This is a genomic window from Achromobacter sp. UBA4530, from assembly GCF_002388205.1.
GTDB lineage: Bacteria > Pseudomonadota > Gammaproteobacteria > Burkholderiales > Burkholderiaceae_B > Achromobacter > Achromobacter animicus.
The window spans coordinates 145,127-161,467 of record NZ_DGMA01000005.1 but is presented as its reverse complement, the minus strand read 5'-3'; the positions used below and the strand labels follow the sequence as shown (position 1 = coordinate 161,467).

The window sequence follows — 16,341 nt, the reverse complement described above, 5'->3', positions numbered from 1 at the left end:
TTGAGGCCGGATTGCGTAGCATTTTGGATCACCCTGCCGGCCGTCGTCGCCCGAGGGCAGGGTGAGTGTCGTTGTAGTATTGAACGCTCAGCCTAATCATCGGATAGCTATGCACACGCACAACGCACGGCTCGCAGAAATGACATTGGCGTTGACGCTGGCCATGGCCGCGGGCGCCTCTGCGCAGGCACAGAATGTTCAGCCGGGGGATGCGGCGGCCGCAGGCGGAGCGCCTGCTGCGGCTTCACCTGCGGCTAAGCCGCCAGCAGCGACAGCGCCGGCGGCGGCATCGACGGCGCCCGCAACTGCACCTGCGGCATCGGCGTCTGCGAAACCAGCGCCTGCTTCGCCGGCACCTGCGTCGCCGGCATCTGCCGCGTCAGCAGCGGCAGCGCCCGCCCCAGCAGGGGCAGCGCCTGCATCGCCGGCGCCGGCCGCGCCAGCCGCGCCAGCCGCAGCCACGCCCGCAGCGGCAGCGCCAGCCCCAGCAGCAGCCACGCCAACACCGGCAGCGCCCGCCCCGGCAGCACCCGCCCCGGCAGCACCCGCCCCATCAGCACCTGCTCCAGCAGCGCCGGCGCCGTCAGCGCCAGCCGCGCCGACACCGGCATCGCCGACACCGGCTCCTCCGGCCGCAGGATCGCCCGCAGCTGGATCGCCCACCGCCGGATCGCCGGCCGCCGGATCGCCGGCCGCCGGTTCGCCTGCTGCGCAACAAGACCCGAATGGCGCGACGGCGGACGCCGCCGCTCCCCCGCCGCAGCCGCAAACGCTGCAGGTGCTGGACGGCAAGCTCAAGGTCCTCATCCCCGCCGGCTTCACCGAAACCGAATTTCCGTCGGACCCGGCAACGCCCGAGGTCTCCGGCAAGATCTACCTGAATCGCGCCACCATGCAGGCGATCATCGTGATCGATGTGCCGGTCGAACTGGCCGTCGGCGACGACGACGCGTTCACATTGGGCGCGATGGCCGCAGGCTTTCAGTCGCAGCAGAAGGAAGCGGTGCCGACGTTCAAAAAGACGGGAGATGGCGCTTTCAAGGTTGGCAGCATCGGCGTTTTTCAAGTGGACGCGACCAGCAAATTGTCGGGCCGCCCGGCCGAGCTGACGGCGCTGTTCGCGGCGTCGGGCAAGAAGGTGGTGACGTTCTCTGCCTACACGCTCACGCAGGAAAAGGCCCGGCATCCCGGGCTGGTCGATGCCTTGAAGCAGGGCATGTCCGTCGCGCAGTAACGCCCGGCATCTGCCCGAGGCGGGCGCACGAGCGGCGCAGCAGGGGCCGCCGCTGTGGGTCAGCCGCGGTAAGACCGGCGCGGTGCATTGCCGCAATGCGACCGCCGCCGGACGTCCGTTCAGCGAACCACCCTCAGTTCGGTTTCCAGAACACGTAATCGGCCTGGTATTTGACCTGCGCCCGTTGGCCCTTGTTGGCCGCCGAGCAGGGCGTCTGCGGCGCGCCGCCACCCGCGCGCACGAAGCGCTGGATGTAGGTCACGCCGGTCAACAGACCCACGCCCGACGACGGATTGGCCAGGACGAGCTGGTCGTACAGGCGGTCCGGCCCGGCATTGGCGCGCACGGTTTCCATGCCGGTCAGCGTCGACCCGTCGGCCGCCCGCCAGGTTTCAGGCGGACTTTTGTAGGTGCCGGTCTGGCCGGATTGGCCCGCGCCAAGCGTCGCAGCCGCGCCCGCGATGACCCACGCGTAGCGCGCGCCGTCGGTCTGCGTCAGCCGGCATTCATACGTGATGTCGCCTTCCGCCGGCGCCTGCCAGACGATGCGGTTGTCGGCCGGCACCTGCATGATCTGCGGCGCCTTGTCCTGTGCGGCCGCGCCGGTCGCGATGATTGCGAGGCCGGCCGCCAGCAGCAGGCGGGGCAGCTTTTGGCGGGTGTGAGGCGGAATGCGGTTCATCCGTGCTCCTTCTGGCGGGCCGGGCGCGCCCGCGATGCATGGTTTGTCGTGACGGCTAGCCTTGGAACCGGCGCCGAACGCCGGGTCGGGCCATTCTGCCACGATTCCCGGGCAGCCCCTCGCTCAGTTCACCTGCAGCGTGTAGGCGGTCCGTCCGCGCAGCAGCGTCAGCACGAGCGGCTGCGCGCCCGCGCCGGTCAGCAGGTTGCGCAGGTCAGCAAGCGTGCTGACGGGGCGCTGATTCACGCCGATGACGATATCCCCGCGCTGCAGCCGCGCGGCTACGGGGCCGCGATCGGGAAACGTGGCGCTGACCGCGGCGCCGTCGTTGCCTTGCACGCGTTGCGCGCGTCCCACCTCGGAAAACTCTACGCCCATCATCCGGGCGTCCAGTGAACCTGCATGCAGGCGCTCGTTCTGCTCCGGCTCGATGCGCAGCAGGACCTCGGTCCTTGCGCCGGCGCGGGACAATCCCAGCCGCACCTGGCGCCCGACCGGCAACAGACCCTCCGCATTGCGCAGTTGGGCGCTGGAGCCGATTGTCTTGCCGTCGATGGACAGGATCTGGTCGCGGGCCTGGACGCCTGCCTTTTGCGCCGGCGAGCCATCGGCGACGCGCGCCACGACGACGCCGGTCGATCCCGGCGCCAGTCCAAGCTGGCGGGTATTGCGCGGCGTGATGTCCAGCGTGTCCAGTCCAAGTCCGCCGCGCTGCACCTGCCCGTGCTGCAACAGTTGCTGCATGACTTCGCCCGCCAGATTCGACGGAATGGCAAAGCCGATGCCTACATTCCCGCCCGACGGCGTGTAGATCATGGTGTTGATGCCGACCAGGTCGCCGTTCAGATTGACCAGCGCGCCGCCCGAGTTGCCGGGGTTGATGGACGCGTCGGTCTGAATGAAGTTCTGGTAGCCCGCGGCGCGCAGGCTGGACCGGTCCAGCGCGGACACGATGCCGGACGACGCCGACTGTCCGAGGCCGTAGGGATCACCGATCGCCACCACGAAATCGCCCACGCGCAGGTCGCTGGAGTCGGACAGGGTCAGCGCCTGCAGGTTTTGCGCGGCGATGCGCAGCACGGCCAGATCCGTGTCCGGATCGCTGCCCACCACCGTGGCGTGGAAGCTGCGCCCATCCTGCAGGGACACGCGGATGGCGGACGCACCGCGCACCACGTGATGGTTGGTCAGGATGTTGCCCTGGGTGGCGTCGACGATGACGCCCGAACCCACGTTCTGCCGCAGGCTGCCGGGCGTGGACGCGCGGCCGCCGCTCGATGCCGCAGCGTCGGTAGACGCTGAAATATTGACGACGGCCGGCGTGACGCGTTCGAGCATGGGCGCCAGCGAAGGCAGCGGTTGACCACCGACGGCCACAGGCAGCGCGGCGCGGCCGGGCGTGGGCGCCGACGTCAGCACCAGCAGGCCGACGGCGGCCAGCGTGGCGGGTAAGCGTTGCAGGGTCAGAAGAAAACGCTGCGCTGGGCGCGCGCGTTTGAGGCGGGGCGGTGAAGCCGGGTGGGGCATTTCGGTCCTTCATGCAGCGACGCGGCAGTATCGGGCGGCGCTGCTGCAGGTATGTGACGGCGCGCGAAGGCGGCAGGCTGCCAGCGCGCGGGCGCGCGCCGGCAGGTCACGGATTGTCGCCGAACTTCCGCAAGGGACGTCCGGCGAGCCCCGCCACGCGTCAGAAGCCGACGGCTTGCCCGTCGCGGCGCGAGTCCGACGCCGCCACGTAGCCGCCTTGCGGCAGGCGGCAGATGAGCTGCGCCGAGCCGAATTCCAGGCTGTCCACCGGGGCCACCGCGACGTTGTGGCCGCGCGCGCGCAGCGTGTCGACCACGTCGGCCGGCAGGTGCGATTCCACGTTCACGACCGGGCCCTTCTCGACGCGGAAGCGCGGCGCGTCGCTCATGGCCTGCGGGTTCTGGCCGAAGGCCGCCAGACGCGTGACCATCTGCAGATGGCCCTGCGCCTGCATCGACCCGCCCATCACGCCAAACGACATGACCGGCTGGCCGCCGCGCGTCACGAACGCGGGGATGATGGTGTGCATCGGCTTCTTGCGCGGCGCGACCTGGTTGACGTGGTCGGGCGTCAGCACGAAATTCAGGCCACGGTTGTGCAGGCTGATGCCGGTGCCCGGCACGACCACGCCCGAACCAAAGCCGTGATAGTTGGACTGGATGAACGACACCATCGTGCCGCTGGCGTCCGCCGCGGTCAGGTAAACGGTGCCGCCGGTGGCGGGCGTGCCCGCAGTGGGCACGCTGGCGCGGTCCATCGAGATCAGGCGGGCGCGCTCGGCCAGGTAGGCGCGGTCGAGCAGGGCACGCGCGTCGGTGCGCATGTGGCGCGGATCGGCGACGTGATGGTGCAGGTCGGCAAACGCCAGCTTCATGGCTTCGATGCTGACGTGGTAGTAGTCGGCGCTGTCGCGGCCCATGCCTTCCAGGTCGAATTGTTCCAGCATGCCCAGCGCCATCAGCGCCGAGATGCCTTGGCCGCTGGGCGGGATTTCGTGCAGCTCGTAGTCGCGGAATGACTGCGAGATGGGCTTGACCCATTCGGCCTGGTGTTCGGCCAGATCGACGGCGCTGAGCGCGCCGCCCGTCTTGGCCGCGAAGTCCGCGATCTTGCGGGCCAGTTCGCCGCGGTAGAAGCTTTCACCACCGGTTTCGGCGATGTCGCGCAAGGTCTTGGCCTGGTCGGGAAAGCGCCACCATTCGCCCGCCTGCGGCGCGCGGCCCTGCGGCAGGAAGGCCTCGGCAAAGCCCGGCTCGGCCGCAAGCTTGGGCGCCTGATTGGCCCATTGGCGCGCAATGGTGGGCGACACCGCAAAGCCTTCCTCGGCGTATGCGATGGCGGGTTCGAAGAGCTTGGCGAAGGGAAGCTTGCCGAAGCGGTCGGACAAGGCCTTCCAGCCCGCGATCTGACCCGGCACCGTGACCGTGCCCCAGCCGGTGCCCGGCATGGCGTCGCGGCCCTTGAAGTACTCGGGCGTCCACGCGGCCGGCGCACAGCCGCTGGAGTTCAGGCCGTGAAGCTGGCCGTCGTGCCAGATCAGGGCAAACATGTCGCCGCCGATCCCGTTCATCACGGGCTCGACGACGGTCAGGGCGATCGCGGTGGCAATGGCGCTGTCAACGGCATTGCCACCGGCCAGCAGCATGCGTAGTCCCGCCTGCGCAGCCAGCGGCTGGCTGGTCGCGACCGCGTTGGCGGCCAGGACCGGCATTTTTCGGGAAGCGTACGGAAAAGACCAATCGAAGGGGGAGGACATGGGTGCTGGAACTCGTTGGAAAAATTACTGCGGGGTGATGCCGGCCTGGTCGATCAGCTGCTTGGTGCGCGGAATCTCGGCCTTGATGAAGGCGGCGAATTCCTCGCGGCTGCCGCCACGCGGCTCGGCGCCGGCTTCGGCGAGCTTACCGCGCAATGCGGGGTCGGCGAGCACTTTGTTGACGGCTTTGTTGAGCTTGTCGAGGATCGGTGCGGGCGTGCCTTGAGGCGCGACCAGACCGTACCACGGCGCGATGTCGTAGCCCGAGAAGCCTTGCTCGGCGATCGTCGGGATGTCCGGCGCCAGCGCCGAGCGCTGCGAATTGGACATGCCCAGCGCCAGCAGCGAGCCGCTCTTGGCTTGGGGCAGTCCGGTCATGATGGTGTCGAAGTACATCGACACCTGGCCGCTCAGCAGGGCGGGAATGGCTTCGCCGGCGCCCTTGTAGGGCACGTGCAGAATGTCGATGCCAGCGACGGACTTGAGCATCTCGCCCGCCATGTGGGAGGTCGTGCCCGTGCCGAACGAGGCATAGGTCAGCTTGCCGGGATTGGCGCGCGCATAGGCCACCATTTCGGGCAGCGTCTTGAACGGCTGCGACGGATTGGCCAGCAGGATATTCGGCGTGTAGGCCACCATCGACACCAGCTCGAAAGCGTCGGGGTCGTAGGCCAGACGTTTCTGCAGGAAGCGGTTGGTGACGACGGCGGCCGGACCGCCCATCAGCAACGTGTAGCCGTCCGCCGCCGACCGCGCGACCGACGCGCTGCCGATCGCGGCCGCGGCGCCCGGACGGGCCTCGATGACAAAGGGCTGGCCCAGTTCGGCGGACAGCGCCGCGCCAAGCTGGCGCGAGATCAGGTCCGTGGCCGAGCCGGCCTGGAAGGGCACGACGATGCGCACGGGATGCTGCGGCCAGTCCGTGGCTTGCGCGGCCGCTTGCGCCCCGAAGGCCATCGCGGCGGCGCCTGCCAGCGCCCGGATGAGACGAAATTTCATGGATTCCCCTTGATCGCGTTATGGAAAGCGTATGGGCCGGGTCGGGTCTGATGCCCGTTCCGGCCGAGCGGGCGCGGTCTGCCGCGTCCTGCCCTGGATTAAACGCAACGCGCGAACCCCCGGCCATAGGTATTTGCATCCATGGATCATTGGATCCAATTTGTGTTATTTTCGCCCTTATCTATCATGGCGGCTTTCCAAGCCCGGGGACGTCAGTGCTGCAATTCCAGAAGACAGCCATCAGCGCCGAAGACGAGGCGTACCTGCATTTACAGCGTGAAATCCGCCTGGGCCGCTACGCGCCCGGCCAGCGCCTCGTGCCCGACGTGGTTGCCGCCGAGATCGGCACCAGCCGCATGCCCGTGCGCGGCGCGCTGCGCCGCCTGGCGTCGGAAGGTCTGGTCGAGATCCGCGCCAATCGCGGCGCCGTGGTGCGCGGCTTGAATCAGCAGGAGATGCTCGAGGTCTTCGAGATGCGCTCCGTGCTCGAAGGGTTGGCCACGCGCAATGCCGTGGAAAACATGGGCCCCGAACACCTCCGCCGGCTGTCGAACATGCTCGAGCAGTTGGATCAGGGCGCAAACGAAGATCTTGACTGGACCGCCGCGCACCGCGAATTCCATGAATACCTGTGCAGCTTCTGTAAACAACCGCGCCTGTTGAATCAGATCTCCGAACTGCATTCGGTTGTCGAACCCTACATGCGCCTCTGGGCTGCCCAACCCGGCCGCGTGCTGCGCGTGCGCGAATCGCACCAGGAACTGATCGACGCGCTACAGACCCGCGACGCGGCACGTTGCGAGGCCGCGATGCGCCAGCACGTGCTGAATACGGTGCCCGCTTTGCAGGCGTTTTTGGAGCAGGGTGGCTGATCCAGGTGTCGCTGCGATAGCCATCCCTTGGCGCAACCGTGTCATGGGCGGCAGACACCGTTCATTCGCAACTTCGACCGGCAGCGGGGCGGCCGGTCGAATTTTGCCTTGCGATGCGTTTTGACGGGCGATTTGATGTGCGCTGTGATGTGCGCCGTGATGGTGCGATTTGACGAGCGCTTTGGCCCGCGACTCAATATCAAAACTTGTTATCCAGCGCCTGGATTATTGAATTTAATTAGCGCCAGAAAAGAAAAAAGCCGCTAAAAGCGGCTGATTTTAAATGAATTCTTGGGGTGGCTGATGGGGCTCGAACCCACGACAACCGGAATCACAATCCGGGACTCTACCAACTGAGCTACAGCCACCACTGGTACTGCGTTGCACTTCAGTTTCCTTCAGTGCTTTCGTCGTTTTGCGTCTTTGAATTTTGTTTCGAAAGCTGCTCAACAACGAAGAGGCCGAATTCTAGCACGTTTTTTTGAAGGGTGTGAAATCGCCTTCAAAAAGTAGTCTTGCCACCGGCGGCAGCCTTGCTATTCTTGCGCTGGTTAACCACTGGAGGCCGTGTTTCAAGCCATCGCCATGGATCGCATACACGCATTTTTGATCGAATACTGGCCTCATGTTGCCTTTGCCATCAGCATCGTGGCGGGCACGGGCGCGGCGGTGCATGCCGCGATGACCAAGCAGGATGTGCGGGCGGCCATTGGCTGGGTGGGGGTGGCGATGTTCTCGCCGATCCTCGGGGCGCTTTTCTATTTCGTGGCGGGGATCAACCGCATTCGCAAGACGCGGGTGTCGCAGCAGCGGGACGACGCGATGCTCGAGGACGCTGGGCAGGTCGCGACGGCGCCGGTGGATGTGGTGCCCATATCGGGCGAGCAGTTTGCGTCATTGAAAGTGCTTGGCGACCGCGTCAGCCGGTTCGAGCTGCTGGGCGGCAACCAGGTGCGGCCGCTGGCGGGTGGCGACGAGACGTATCCCGCGATGCTGCAGGCCATCCGCGAGGCGCGGCACACGGTAGCGATGCAGAGCTACATCTTCGATAACGATCCGATCGGGCGCGAGGTGGCCGAGGCGCTGATCGAAGCGCAGGCGCGCGGTGTGCAGGTGCGGGTGCTGATCGACGCCGTGGGTTCCAAGTATTCACGCCCGCCGATCGTGCGCATGCTGGCGAAGGCGAACGTGCCGGTGGCGCGGTTCATGACCAATCCGATGGGCGTGCTGCGCATGCCCTACGCCAATCTGCGCAGCCACCGCAAGGTGCTGGTGGTGGACGGACGTGTGGGGTTTACGGGCGGCATGAACGTGCGGGCGGCGTTTGTCAGCGCGCTGGCGGGGGATGCCACCAACCACGACACGCACTTCCGCGTGGAAGGGCCGATCGTGACGCAGTTGATGTCGGTGTTCGCGCACGACTGGAATTTCACGACGCACGAGTCGCTGTCCGCCAAGCCGTGGTTCGACCCTGACTACCTGCCGCCGTCGGGCCGTGTGCCAATCCGCTGCGTGCCGTCCGGCCCGGACCGCGCAATCGGCAGCACGCACAACATGCTGCTGGGCGCGTTGGCGGTGGCGCGGCATCACGTGCGGATCCAATCGCCTTACTTTCTGCCCGACCAGACGCTGATCGGCGCGCTGGCCACGGCGGCGCGACGTGGGATCGTCGTGGACATCGTGATTCCGGGCAAGAACAACCTGCGGCTGGTGGACTACGCGATGACGGCGCAGCTTGATCAGGTGGTGCGAACGGGCTGCCGCGTCTGGCGGTCGAGCGGTGCGTTCGATCACTCCAAGCTGATGACGGTGGACGGCGCGTGGACTTACGCCGGCTCGTCGAACCTGGATCCGCGCAGCCTGCGATTGAATTTTGAATTGGACACCGAGATCTACGATCCCGAGGTGGCGCGCTGGATCGGCGCGCGCGTTGATGCGTTGATCGCCAACGCGCACCGCGTGACGCTGGAAGATCTGCTGCAGGCGCCGTTCGCGAAGCGCCTGCGCAACAAGGTGATCTGGCTGGCTACGCCTTATCTGTAGCGTGGGTCCCTTGTAGCGCGGGCCCCGGCCGGCAAGCCTGTGCCGCCGGCCATGCCCGCTTCGTCGATCAGCCGTCCGAAGCAGGCACCGCCGCATGTCGCACCGCGAACACGGCGCTCGCTTTGAGCATGACGCGGCCCTCCACCTGAAGGCGGCAGGTCGCGTAGATGAGCCGCTTGCCCTGTTTGTCGATCTGCACGTGGGCTTCGAGCCAATCACCCGGATTGACGGCATTCAGAAACTCGACGGACATCTGCGCCGTGACGACGGACACGTGGGCGTCTTCGGAAATGACGAGGCCCAGCGCACTGTCGGCAAACGTGGCCAGAAATCCGCCGTGTGCCATGCCGTGCATGTTGCCGTGCGCCGTGGTAACCCGCAGGGCCAACACGTTGTCGGCCTTGCGGCGGTAGAACGGGCCCAGGTCGTTCAGGTGGCGCATGAACTGGCTGCTGGGATACCAGGGCGTGAAACCGGCGGGAAGGGAGTCTGTCATGGCTGGCGATGCAAGAGTCCCGTAGGACGATCCCCGAAAGTATTCCAGACGCGCCCGCGCAGGCATAGCGCGGTGATCGGGGCGCGGACGCACGCGGAATTGTCACCACGCCGTGCAACCCCCCGGCCCAGCGCTCATCTTCTGAGGGTAAGATTTACGGCACAACAATCACCCTACATGGCAGGAGCATTTGAAGATGGCGAAAGTCGGCATGGTTGGTATCGGCCTCATGGGCCACGGCATTGCAAGCAACCTGGTCAAGCATGGTCACGCGCTGACCGTGCTCGAACACCCGGGCAACCAGCCGCTGGACGCGCTCAAGGCGGCCGGCGCGGTCAGCGTGACCAGCGGGGCCGAGCTGGCTGCGCAGTCGGATGTGATCATCCTGTGCGTCACCGGCAGCCCGCAGGTCGAAGCCGTGCTGCTGTCGCCGGCCGGTGTGCTCGAGGGGCTGCGTCCCGGCACCGTCATCATCGATTGCTCAACGGCCATTCCGTCGTCGACCGTGAAGGTCGCGCAGGCCGTCACCGAAAGCGGCGGACGCTTTCTGGACGCGCCCATGACGCGCACCCCGAAAGAAGCCGCCGAAGGCCGTCTTAACCTGCTGGTGGGCGGCGATGCGGCGTTGTTTGACGAATGCAAGCCGCTCTTGGCCTGCTTCGCTGAAAACATCACGCATGCCGGCCCGGTGGGCGCCGGCCATCGCATGAAGCTGCTGCACAACTATGTGTCGCTGGGCGTGGTGGCGCTGCTGTCCGAAGCCGCGGCGTGCGCGCTGCGTTCGGACATCGACCCGGCCGTCTTTGCGGAAGTGCTGGCCAAGGGCGGCGGCGGCGGCGTGGCGCTGGAGCGCATCAAGCCGTATCTGCTGGAACAGGATCCGTCGTCCCTGCGCTTTTTCATGTCGAACGCGCAGAAGGATCTTTCGTACTACAACACCATGGCCGCCGAAGCCGGGGCGGTCCGCGAGATCGGCGCCGCCGTGCAGCAAACGTTCGACCAGGCCGTTGCGCAAGGCGGCGGCGAACGTTATGTGCCCGAGCTGGTGTCGTTGCTGAAAGACCGTTAACGCCTGCGGGCCGGGGGTGCGGCGCACCCTCGGCAAGTCGCCCAAGGCGCGGGCGATTCAGCGTCCGGCGGCAGGCACTGCCCGTGGCGCGCGCAGGATTCCGCGCGGCGGCAGGCGCATCGAGATGAATGCGGCCAGGAACAGCAGCGCGCCGGCCGATCCGAAGGCCACCCAGTGCGTGCCAAAGGTCTCGAACGCCCAGCCGCCCAGCCACGAGCTGATCATGCCGCCGATCTGGTGGCCCAGATACGTCAGCCCGTACAGCACGCCAACCAGCCGGATGCCATACACGTCCGCCAGGATGGCCGAGGACAGCGCAATGCTGCCGGCCCAGACGATGCCGCCGATGGTCGCAGCCAGATACAGTTCCCAATGTGCGCCCACCATGACCAGCGCGAAGAATCCCAGTCCCCGCACCAGATAGATGGCCGCAAGGATGTTGCGGCGTTCGACCTGGTCGGACATGCGGCCCAGCACCAGCGTGCTGAAAATGGCGACAAGGCCTATCAGGCCGATTCCCAGCGAGCTGGTGGTGGCGTCAAAGCCGTGGTCCATCAGCATGGGCATGCCGTGCGTGCCCAGCAGGTTCATGCTGAAACCACAGGCAAACAGACCCAGCGCGACCTGCCAGAACGGCAACGTGCGCAGGGCCTCGCCCAGCCCCGGCGCGGGCGCCTTGGCTGTCGGCTTGGCCGTGCCGGTCTTTTCGATGATCTGATGGGGCAGCAGGTCGGTGTGCTCGGGCGCCTCGTCGCGCATCACGAAAAGCGCGACTGGCACTGTCAGCAGCGCAAACAGCACGGCAAAGCCCAGCAGCGTTTCCTGCCAGCCGACCGCCGAGATGGCGTAGGTGAGCGTCGGGGTCATCAGCGCGATGCCGGCCATCGACCCGGTGGACAGGAAGAAGAGCGCCATGCCGCGCTGGCGCGTGAACCAGCGGCTGATCACCGGCGTCAGCGCGACCGGACTGGTGAAGGCCAGACCCACGGATAGCGCAACGCCAAAGGCCAGCAAGAATTCGAGCGGTCCGCGCGCGAAGACGGTCCAGATGGAAGCCAATACCACGATGGCCGTGCCGGTCAGCAGGACGAAGCGCGTGCCGCGGATGCTGACCAGATAACCCGCCAGCGGCATGCCCAGGCCATAGCACAGCATGCCGATGGCGACGATGCCCGACAGCAGGCTGCGCGAAAAACCCAGGCTCTCGGCCATGGGCAGAAAGAACGGTCCGATGCCCATGCGCAGGCCGACCGTAAACAGGGTGAGTACCGTGGCGGCGCCGACGATGTTCCAGCCGAAGTACCAGCCGCCCGACTCTTGCTTGTCCAATCCGCTTCTCCTCGATGTCTTTTCTTGTGGCCGCTTGCGCGCCAGGGCTTGCAGACACCGAGGGCAGGCACGGAGGGACGCTCCGCTGTCGACAGGGGGTGGGAAGGACCAGGCGTGAATCGGCTTGCTTGCGCCGGCGGGTTTGACGCCAGACGCGTCATATTACTCCTGGCTATAAAGCCGAATCCGGCCAAGTCAGAAAATCCTGTCATGTGAGCGGCCAGATTCCCTGTGGCGGTGTTTTGCGGATCCGCTGCTGTAGATGAACAGCCTAAGCGTTGCGACGCTAGCAGCTAGATGACTCATTAATGATGCAAAAACAGTATTAGTGAATCATTAATATGACGAAGCATCACCTGCCGGTTAGAGACAGCGGAAAAGCTTAGTCGAGTAAGACTTTTCGCCACGTCCCGTCCGATCTTGCGGCTACGCTTTTACCCACTGACCGGCGTCGTCGTGGCGCAGTCGGGCGCCCGCCCAGACCACACGGCCCAGTACACGAACAGGTACGCCGTTTTCGAGCGGAATGTCAGCGTGCGACGGGTTAAACGACCGCGCTACCCACAAGCCCGTAACCCTGTCCTTTGATACCGTCTTCACGATCATCTTGCCGTCGTAGTTGATGGCGTAGACGCCGCCCGCCGCGACATCGTGCAACGTCAGGCTTTCGTTGGGCACCACTAGCAAGGCCGCCCCGTCGCGGATGATGGGTTCCATGCTGTCGCCCTTGGCGTAAACGACGCGGCCCTTTCCATGGGCTGCACCCACCGACTTCAGGAATGACTTGCGGAACTGGATCATTCCCGTCTGTTCTTCGGTGTGGTTTTCGATCGGCTCGCCGGCGGCCAGGCGTACGTCCGCCAACTCGGGAACCCGTTCGAACTTGTCGTTGGCGGCGGGTGGTTCGCCGGCGCCCACGTTCGTCACGACGCCGGTCTCGGTGCTGATTCGAACACGGCGCTCGCGTTCGGACTGGTGAGTGGTTTTGCCACCGTCCCAAGGCGGGGGAGACAGGCCCTCGATCCGCATCGGAAACTCGTCCCGCGACAGGTACGTGTCGACCAGCGAGTCACTGCGCAACACGGTCGGGATCGGGGCAACGACGGGCGCGGGCGACACGTCCAGACCCAGTTTCAATTGCGCGATCGCCAATGCCAACGCGCCTTGCAGCTTGTTCAACTGGTCGGGAGACAGCGCGCGCACCTGCGCTTCCGGGATGCTGGGGAAGGGCCATGGTGCGGAGGGCTGCGCGGGCGGGAATGTGGCGCCAGCCCCGTTGCCGACGGGCGACTTCGGACCGGTGCCGTCATAGAGCCATTGCGCGTTCACGCGCAAAAGCGGGGCGACCCTCATGCAGGTCGCCATATCCATGCCGTTGGAACCGTTGAACCAGTGCGTGGCAGCACCGGAAGAGGCGTTGGCAGCCTTCCATAGATCGGTCTTGGTCAGCCGAGGCTCTGCAGCATCCGCGCGGCGGGACGCTTCCTCGTTGAACGCCTGGGTGATTCGCTTTTGAAAGGTCATCTTAGGATGCTAAACAAAAATGTTCTTAGGTGGCTTGCTTTCAGTATCTTAGCATTCTAAGATTTATGCATGAGAGCAAAAACGATCGACTCGTCTCTTATTGATGCACTGGGCGGGACGGGCCGCGTGGCATCCCTTTGCGGGATCACGCCCGGGGCGGTATCCCAGTGGCGAACCAACGGCGTCCCGAAGGCGTGGCGAGAGTTCCTGCGGCTGGCACGCCCCGAGGCCGTCAAGGCGTGGGAGGCCAGGCGAATCGGGCTTGAGGATCAGCGGCCGCCCTGACGTTCCGATGGGGCCCGTTGCCGGTCCCTCGCTTGCACCGGCCTTGCTGCCGGATTCAGCAAGTCCACCTATCAAAGCCATTCACAAACCTGCCGGGCGCCTTGCTCGCCGCCGGGCTGCTGGAGCACGCATGAACTACTACAGCCACAACATCGGCGACTACGCCCAGGCGACGACCCATCTGAGCCTCGTGGAAGACGCCATCTACAGCCGCCTGCTGCGGCGGTACTACGCGGAGGAAGAACCCATCGTCGACAACCTGGCGCAGATCTTTCGCTGGGTCGGCGCGCGTACCGATGAAGAAAAGGAGGCCACCGCACAGATTCTCGCCGAGTACTTTCAACTGCACGAGGGCTATTGGCGCAACAAACGCGCCGACGCGGAGATCGCCGCCTATCACGTCAAGGCCGAGACGGCCAAAGCCAACGGCAAGCGGGGAGGGCGGCCCAGAAAGGAGGGGCCGGGCGTAAACCCACCGGAAACCGGATCGCAAGCCAACCAAGAACCAGAAACCAAGAACCAGGAATTGAAAGAGACTCCCCCCAGCCCCCGCGCACGGGTGAACGGGTTCGATGCCTCGACCATCGAACTTCCGGACTGGCTTGATCGCGAGGAATGGTGCAGTTGGGTTGCTGACCGGAGGGTTCGCCGAAAGCCGGTGACGCAGGAGGCGGCCCGGCGCCAGCTGCAACAGCTTGCCGCCTATCTGGCCGAAGGACATCAACCGGGCGCCGTGATCGCGAACAGCATCGCGGGCGGGTATCAGGGGCTCTATCCGCCGCGGGTTCAAGCCCAATCGAATGTGCCGGCAAGCCGGGCGCAACGCCTCGCGGACTGGACCGACGATCTGCGCGACGTGCTGGCCAGCGATGGCCGCCCGCGGGAAAAGTTCATGGGGACGATCGATGCAAGCCACTGACATCCAGCCCACGAGCCTGGGCGCGCTGGTGGTCAACGAAATGTGGCTCATGTACGGCTCGAAATTCGCGCAGCAATGGCAGGGCCTGACGGCGCGCGAACTGAAAGACGCATGGAACCAGAAGCTCGAGGGCCTGAACGAAAGCCAGGTTCGGCGCGGCCTGGTGGCCTGCCTCACGCAGGAATGGCCGCCGACCTTGCCCCAGTTCATCAAGCTGTGTTGTCCGTGGACGGTCCCGGAGGTGGCGTATCACGAAGCGGTGCGTGGCATGACGGCTCGCAGGCGGGGAGAGCAGGGCGCCTGGTCGCATCCTGCGGTGTATTGGGCCGCAGTAGGCGTGAGCACCGTGGATCTGCTGGGCTGCACCTATGGGGCCATCAAGACACGCTGGGAAAAGACGCTAAGCGACGAGCTGGCCAAAGGATCGTGGCCGGACATTCCGCAACCGAGAACGGCGCTTCCCGCGCCGGGCCGCACGCTGGCCACACGCGCCGAGGCCGAGGCGGCCTTGAAAACCATGGGCGCGGAAAAACTGTTGAGACAACAGGGACGCCCGCATCGCAGCTGGATCGCCAAGTGGGAGGCGCGTATCGCGCGCGGCGATCACCCCAGCCTGGGCATCGCCCAGATGATCGCGCGCGCCAAGGGCGAACGCGAAGAGACGGCGTGCGACAGCAAGGGAAAGGCACACGGAAAGCAAGGCAAACCATGCGAGGCGAACGATGCGAAAGTTGACGGGTGACGACCTGATGTGGAATTGGGCGAGGTGGACGTGGTCGGGCGCGTCCGTGGGCAATATGCCAGTGCACGTGTCCGAAGAGGACGACTACCGGCCGATCAACGATCACCACGCGCAGGTGGTGGAAGCGATGCATGCCGCGCTGCCTTGGCATGAACGAATGATCATCATCGCCGAGTATCCCCAGAAGCACGCGATGTTTGGTGAGCTGCTGGCGCGCGAGCGCAGGGCAAAGGCCTTGGACTGGATTGCCCGCACGACCGGTGTGGTGCTGACTGAAACCGAATACAAACTGTACCTGGGCCTGTTTCGCAGCCAGGTGGAAAGGAGGCTGGCGTGAAGTACGCGCACGAAGTGATGGATCTGATGGCCTGCTATCCCGGCCGGTCGTTTCGACTGATGGAACTGGTTCGCCATGTGTCGCACGGCCGCACTTTGTCGCCCGCCGAGAAGACGCGATTGCAGCGCGGCATCCAGCGCGCCATGGATGCGTTGCAGGACACCGGCAGCGTCATCATTCAAGAGCCGGAAACCGGCGGCCACGGCAGGTCGTATGCATGGCGTGTGACGGAACCGTCACAAGGCGCCGTCATCGCGGTCACGTAATCGGTCACAATGGGCCCGGGGCATTGCGCCCATCACCAATGCAGCCCCGGTCCGCCGGGGCTTTTTGCTTTCCGTAGCACTGTTCCGTCGCTGGCCGCTTCATGCCGGACGCGGATCGCATGGGACATCGCGTGTGACGGTTCCGTCACAAGCCCTCGCCTTATCGGTCACGCGTTCGGTCACAATAGGCCCGGGACATTGCGTCCCAAGCAAACGAAGCCCCGGCCATGCCGGGGCTTTTTGTTTTGGGGGCGAGCTTCG

16 protein-coding genes and 1 tRNA gene are annotated in these 16,341 nt (G+C 65.7%); 8 read left to right on the top strand and 9 right to left on the bottom strand.

Features of this window, described 5'->3' with window-relative positions; genetic code table 11:
- Positions 1-254 precede the first annotated feature (254 nt).
- Entirely contained in the window at positions 255-620 is a 366-nt protein-coding gene (locus tag B2W22_RS03780; protein ID WP_286936222.1) for a hypothetical protein, read from the bottom strand.
- Between the two features lie 158 nt (positions 621-778).
- Here B2W22_RS03780 and B2W22_RS03775 point away from each other — a divergent pair, with 158 nt between their 5' ends.
- Positions 779-1,234, top strand: coding sequence for a hypothetical protein (locus B2W22_RS03775; RefSeq protein WP_218344415.1), 456 nt, complete (start codon positions 779-781; stop codon positions 1,232-1,234).
- Between the two features lie 133 nt (positions 1,235-1,367).
- Here B2W22_RS03775 and B2W22_RS03770 read toward each other — a convergent pair whose 3' ends face one another.
- The 4 genes from B2W22_RS03770 to B2W22_RS03755 form a co-directional block, all read right to left on the bottom strand.
- Positions 1,368-1,916, bottom strand: a complete 549-nt coding sequence (locus B2W22_RS03770; RefSeq protein WP_286936220.1) for a DUF3455 domain-containing protein — start codon at positions 1,914-1,916, stop codon at positions 1,368-1,370.
- A 123-nt stretch (positions 1,917-2,039) separates the two neighbouring features.
- Positions 2,040-3,443 (bottom strand): trypsin-like peptidase domain-containing protein, encoded by a 1,404-nt coding sequence (locus tag B2W22_RS03765; protein WP_286936219.1) that lies wholly within the window; start codon positions 3,441-3,443, stop codon positions 2,040-2,042.
- A gap of 160 nt (positions 3,444-3,603) precedes the next feature.
- A complete protein-coding gene (ggt, locus tag B2W22_RS03760) occupies positions 3,604-5,199 on the bottom strand; it encodes a gamma-glutamyltransferase (RefSeq protein WP_217481065.1) in 1,596 nt (531 codons plus the stop codon).
- A gap of 24 nt (positions 5,200-5,223) precedes the next feature.
- Positions 5,224-6,198 carry a Bug family tripartite tricarboxylate transporter substrate binding protein gene (locus B2W22_RS03755; protein WP_175124358.1) on the bottom strand — a complete coding sequence of 325 codons (975 nt, stop codon included), beginning with the start codon at positions 6,196-6,198 and terminating at the stop codon, positions 5,224-5,226.
- A gap of 215 nt (positions 6,199-6,413) precedes the next feature.
- Here B2W22_RS03755 and B2W22_RS03750 point away from each other — a divergent pair, with 215 nt between their 5' ends.
- Positions 6,414-7,070, top strand: coding sequence for a GntR family transcriptional regulator (locus tag B2W22_RS03750; RefSeq protein WP_175185728.1), 657 nt, complete (start codon positions 6,414-6,416; stop codon positions 7,068-7,070).
- A gap of 292 nt (positions 7,071-7,362) precedes the next feature.
- On the opposite strand, the gene B2W22_RS03745 is transcribed toward B2W22_RS03750, so the two are convergent.
- Positions 7,363-7,438: transfer RNA gene (locus B2W22_RS03745), tRNA-His, on the bottom strand.
- Positions 7,439-7,655: 217 nt separating this feature from the next.
- On the opposite strand from B2W22_RS03745, the gene B2W22_RS03740 reads away from it, so the two are divergent.
- Positions 7,656-9,113 carry a phospholipase D-like domain-containing protein gene (locus tag B2W22_RS03740; RefSeq protein WP_175185727.1) on the top strand — a complete coding sequence of 486 codons (1,458 nt, stop codon included), beginning with the start codon at positions 7,656-7,658 and terminating at the stop codon, positions 9,111-9,113.
- Positions 9,114-9,180: 67 nt separating this feature from the next.
- Here B2W22_RS03740 and B2W22_RS03735 read toward each other — a convergent pair whose 3' ends face one another.
- Positions 9,181-9,609 (bottom strand): PaaI family thioesterase, encoded by a 429-nt coding sequence (locus B2W22_RS03735; protein WP_056563788.1) that lies wholly within the window; start codon positions 9,607-9,609, stop codon positions 9,181-9,183.
- 196 nt (positions 9,610-9,805) lie between these two features.
- On the opposite strand from B2W22_RS03735, the gene B2W22_RS03730 reads away from it, so the two are divergent.
- Positions 9,806-10,678, top strand: coding sequence for an NAD(P)-dependent oxidoreductase (locus tag B2W22_RS03730; protein ID WP_191579344.1), 873 nt, complete (start codon positions 9,806-9,808; stop codon positions 10,676-10,678).
- Between the two features lie 57 nt (positions 10,679-10,735).
- Here B2W22_RS03730 and B2W22_RS03725 read toward each other — a convergent pair whose 3' ends face one another.
- Both B2W22_RS03725 and B2W22_RS03720 read right to left on the bottom strand, forming a co-directional pair.
- Positions 10,736-12,007: an MFS transporter gene (locus B2W22_RS03725; protein WP_286936214.1), complete on the bottom strand. Its 1,272-nt coding sequence runs from the start codon at positions 12,005-12,007 to the stop codon at positions 10,736-10,738.
- A 426-nt stretch (positions 12,008-12,433) separates the two neighbouring features.
- A complete protein-coding gene (locus B2W22_RS03720) occupies positions 12,434-13,531 on the bottom strand; it encodes a S24 family peptidase (RefSeq protein WP_175124353.1) in 1,098 nt (365 codons plus the stop codon).
- 415 nt (positions 13,532-13,946) lie between these two features.
- Here B2W22_RS03720 and B2W22_RS03710 point away from each other — a divergent pair, with 415 nt between their 5' ends.
- From B2W22_RS03710 to B2W22_RS03695, 4 genes are read left to right on the top strand one after another with little or no spacing between them, the layout of a single operon-like run.
- Entirely contained in the window at positions 13,947-14,735 is a 789-nt protein-coding gene (locus tag B2W22_RS03710; protein ID WP_286936211.1) for a YdaU family protein, read from the top strand.
- On the top strand, positions 14,722-15,477 hold the full coding sequence (locus tag B2W22_RS03705; RefSeq protein WP_175124351.1) for a hypothetical protein: 756 nt from the start codon (positions 14,722-14,724) through the stop codon (positions 15,475-15,477). The genes B2W22_RS03710 and B2W22_RS03705 overlap by 14 nt, the downstream gene beginning before the upstream one ends.
- Positions 15,458-15,814 carry a hypothetical protein gene (locus B2W22_RS03700; RefSeq protein WP_175124350.1) on the top strand — a complete coding sequence of 119 codons (357 nt, stop codon included), beginning with the start codon at positions 15,458-15,460 and terminating at the stop codon, positions 15,812-15,814. The genes B2W22_RS03705 and B2W22_RS03700 overlap by 20 nt, the downstream gene beginning before the upstream one ends.
- On the top strand, positions 15,811-16,080 hold the full coding sequence (locus B2W22_RS03695; RefSeq protein WP_286936210.1) for a hypothetical protein: 270 nt from the start codon (positions 15,811-15,813) through the stop codon (positions 16,078-16,080). Before B2W22_RS03700 ends, B2W22_RS03695 begins: the two co-directional genes overlap by 4 nt.
- Positions 16,081-16,341 lie beyond the last annotated feature (261 nt).

What these genes read in the sequence shown, in the direction of transcription:
- B2W22_RS03770 (WP_286936220.1), bottom strand. Translation starts at nt 1,916, where the DNA reads ATGAACCGCATTCCGCCTCACACCCGCCAAAAGCTGCCCCGCCTGCTG.
- B2W22_RS03765 (WP_286936219.1), bottom strand. Translation starts at nt 3,443, where the DNA reads ATGCCCCACCCGGCTTCACCGCCCCGCCTCAAACGCGCGCGCCCAGCG.
- ggt (WP_217481065.1), bottom strand. Translation starts at nt 5,199, where the DNA reads ATGTCCTCCCCCTTCGATTGGTCTTTTCCGTACGCTTCCCGAAAAATG.
- B2W22_RS03755 (WP_175124358.1), bottom strand. Translation starts at nt 6,198, where the DNA reads ATGAAATTTCGTCTCATCCGGGCGCTGGCAGGCGCCGCCGCGATGGCC.
- B2W22_RS03740 (WP_175185727.1), top strand. Translation starts at nt 7,656, where the DNA reads ATGGATCGCATACACGCATTTTTGATCGAATACTGGCCTCATGTTGCC.
- B2W22_RS03735 (WP_056563788.1), bottom strand. Translation starts at nt 9,609, where the DNA reads ATGACAGACTCCCTTCCCGCCGGTTTCACGCCCTGGTATCCCAGCAGC.
- B2W22_RS03730 (WP_191579344.1), top strand. Translation starts at nt 9,806, where the DNA reads ATGGCGAAAGTCGGCATGGTTGGTATCGGCCTCATGGGCCACGGCATT.
- B2W22_RS03720 (WP_175124353.1), bottom strand. Translation starts at nt 13,531, where the DNA reads ATGACCTTTCAAAAGCGAATCACCCAGGCGTTCAACGAGGAAGCGTCC.
- B2W22_RS03710 (WP_286936211.1), top strand. Translation starts at nt 13,947, where the DNA reads ATGAACTACTACAGCCACAACATCGGCGACTACGCCCAGGCGACGACC.
- B2W22_RS03705 (WP_175124351.1), top strand. Translation starts at nt 14,722, where the DNA reads ATGCAAGCCACTGACATCCAGCCCACGAGCCTGGGCGCGCTGGTGGTC.
- B2W22_RS03700 (WP_175124350.1), top strand. Translation starts at nt 15,458, where the DNA reads ATGCGAAAGTTGACGGGTGACGACCTGATGTGGAATTGGGCGAGGTGG.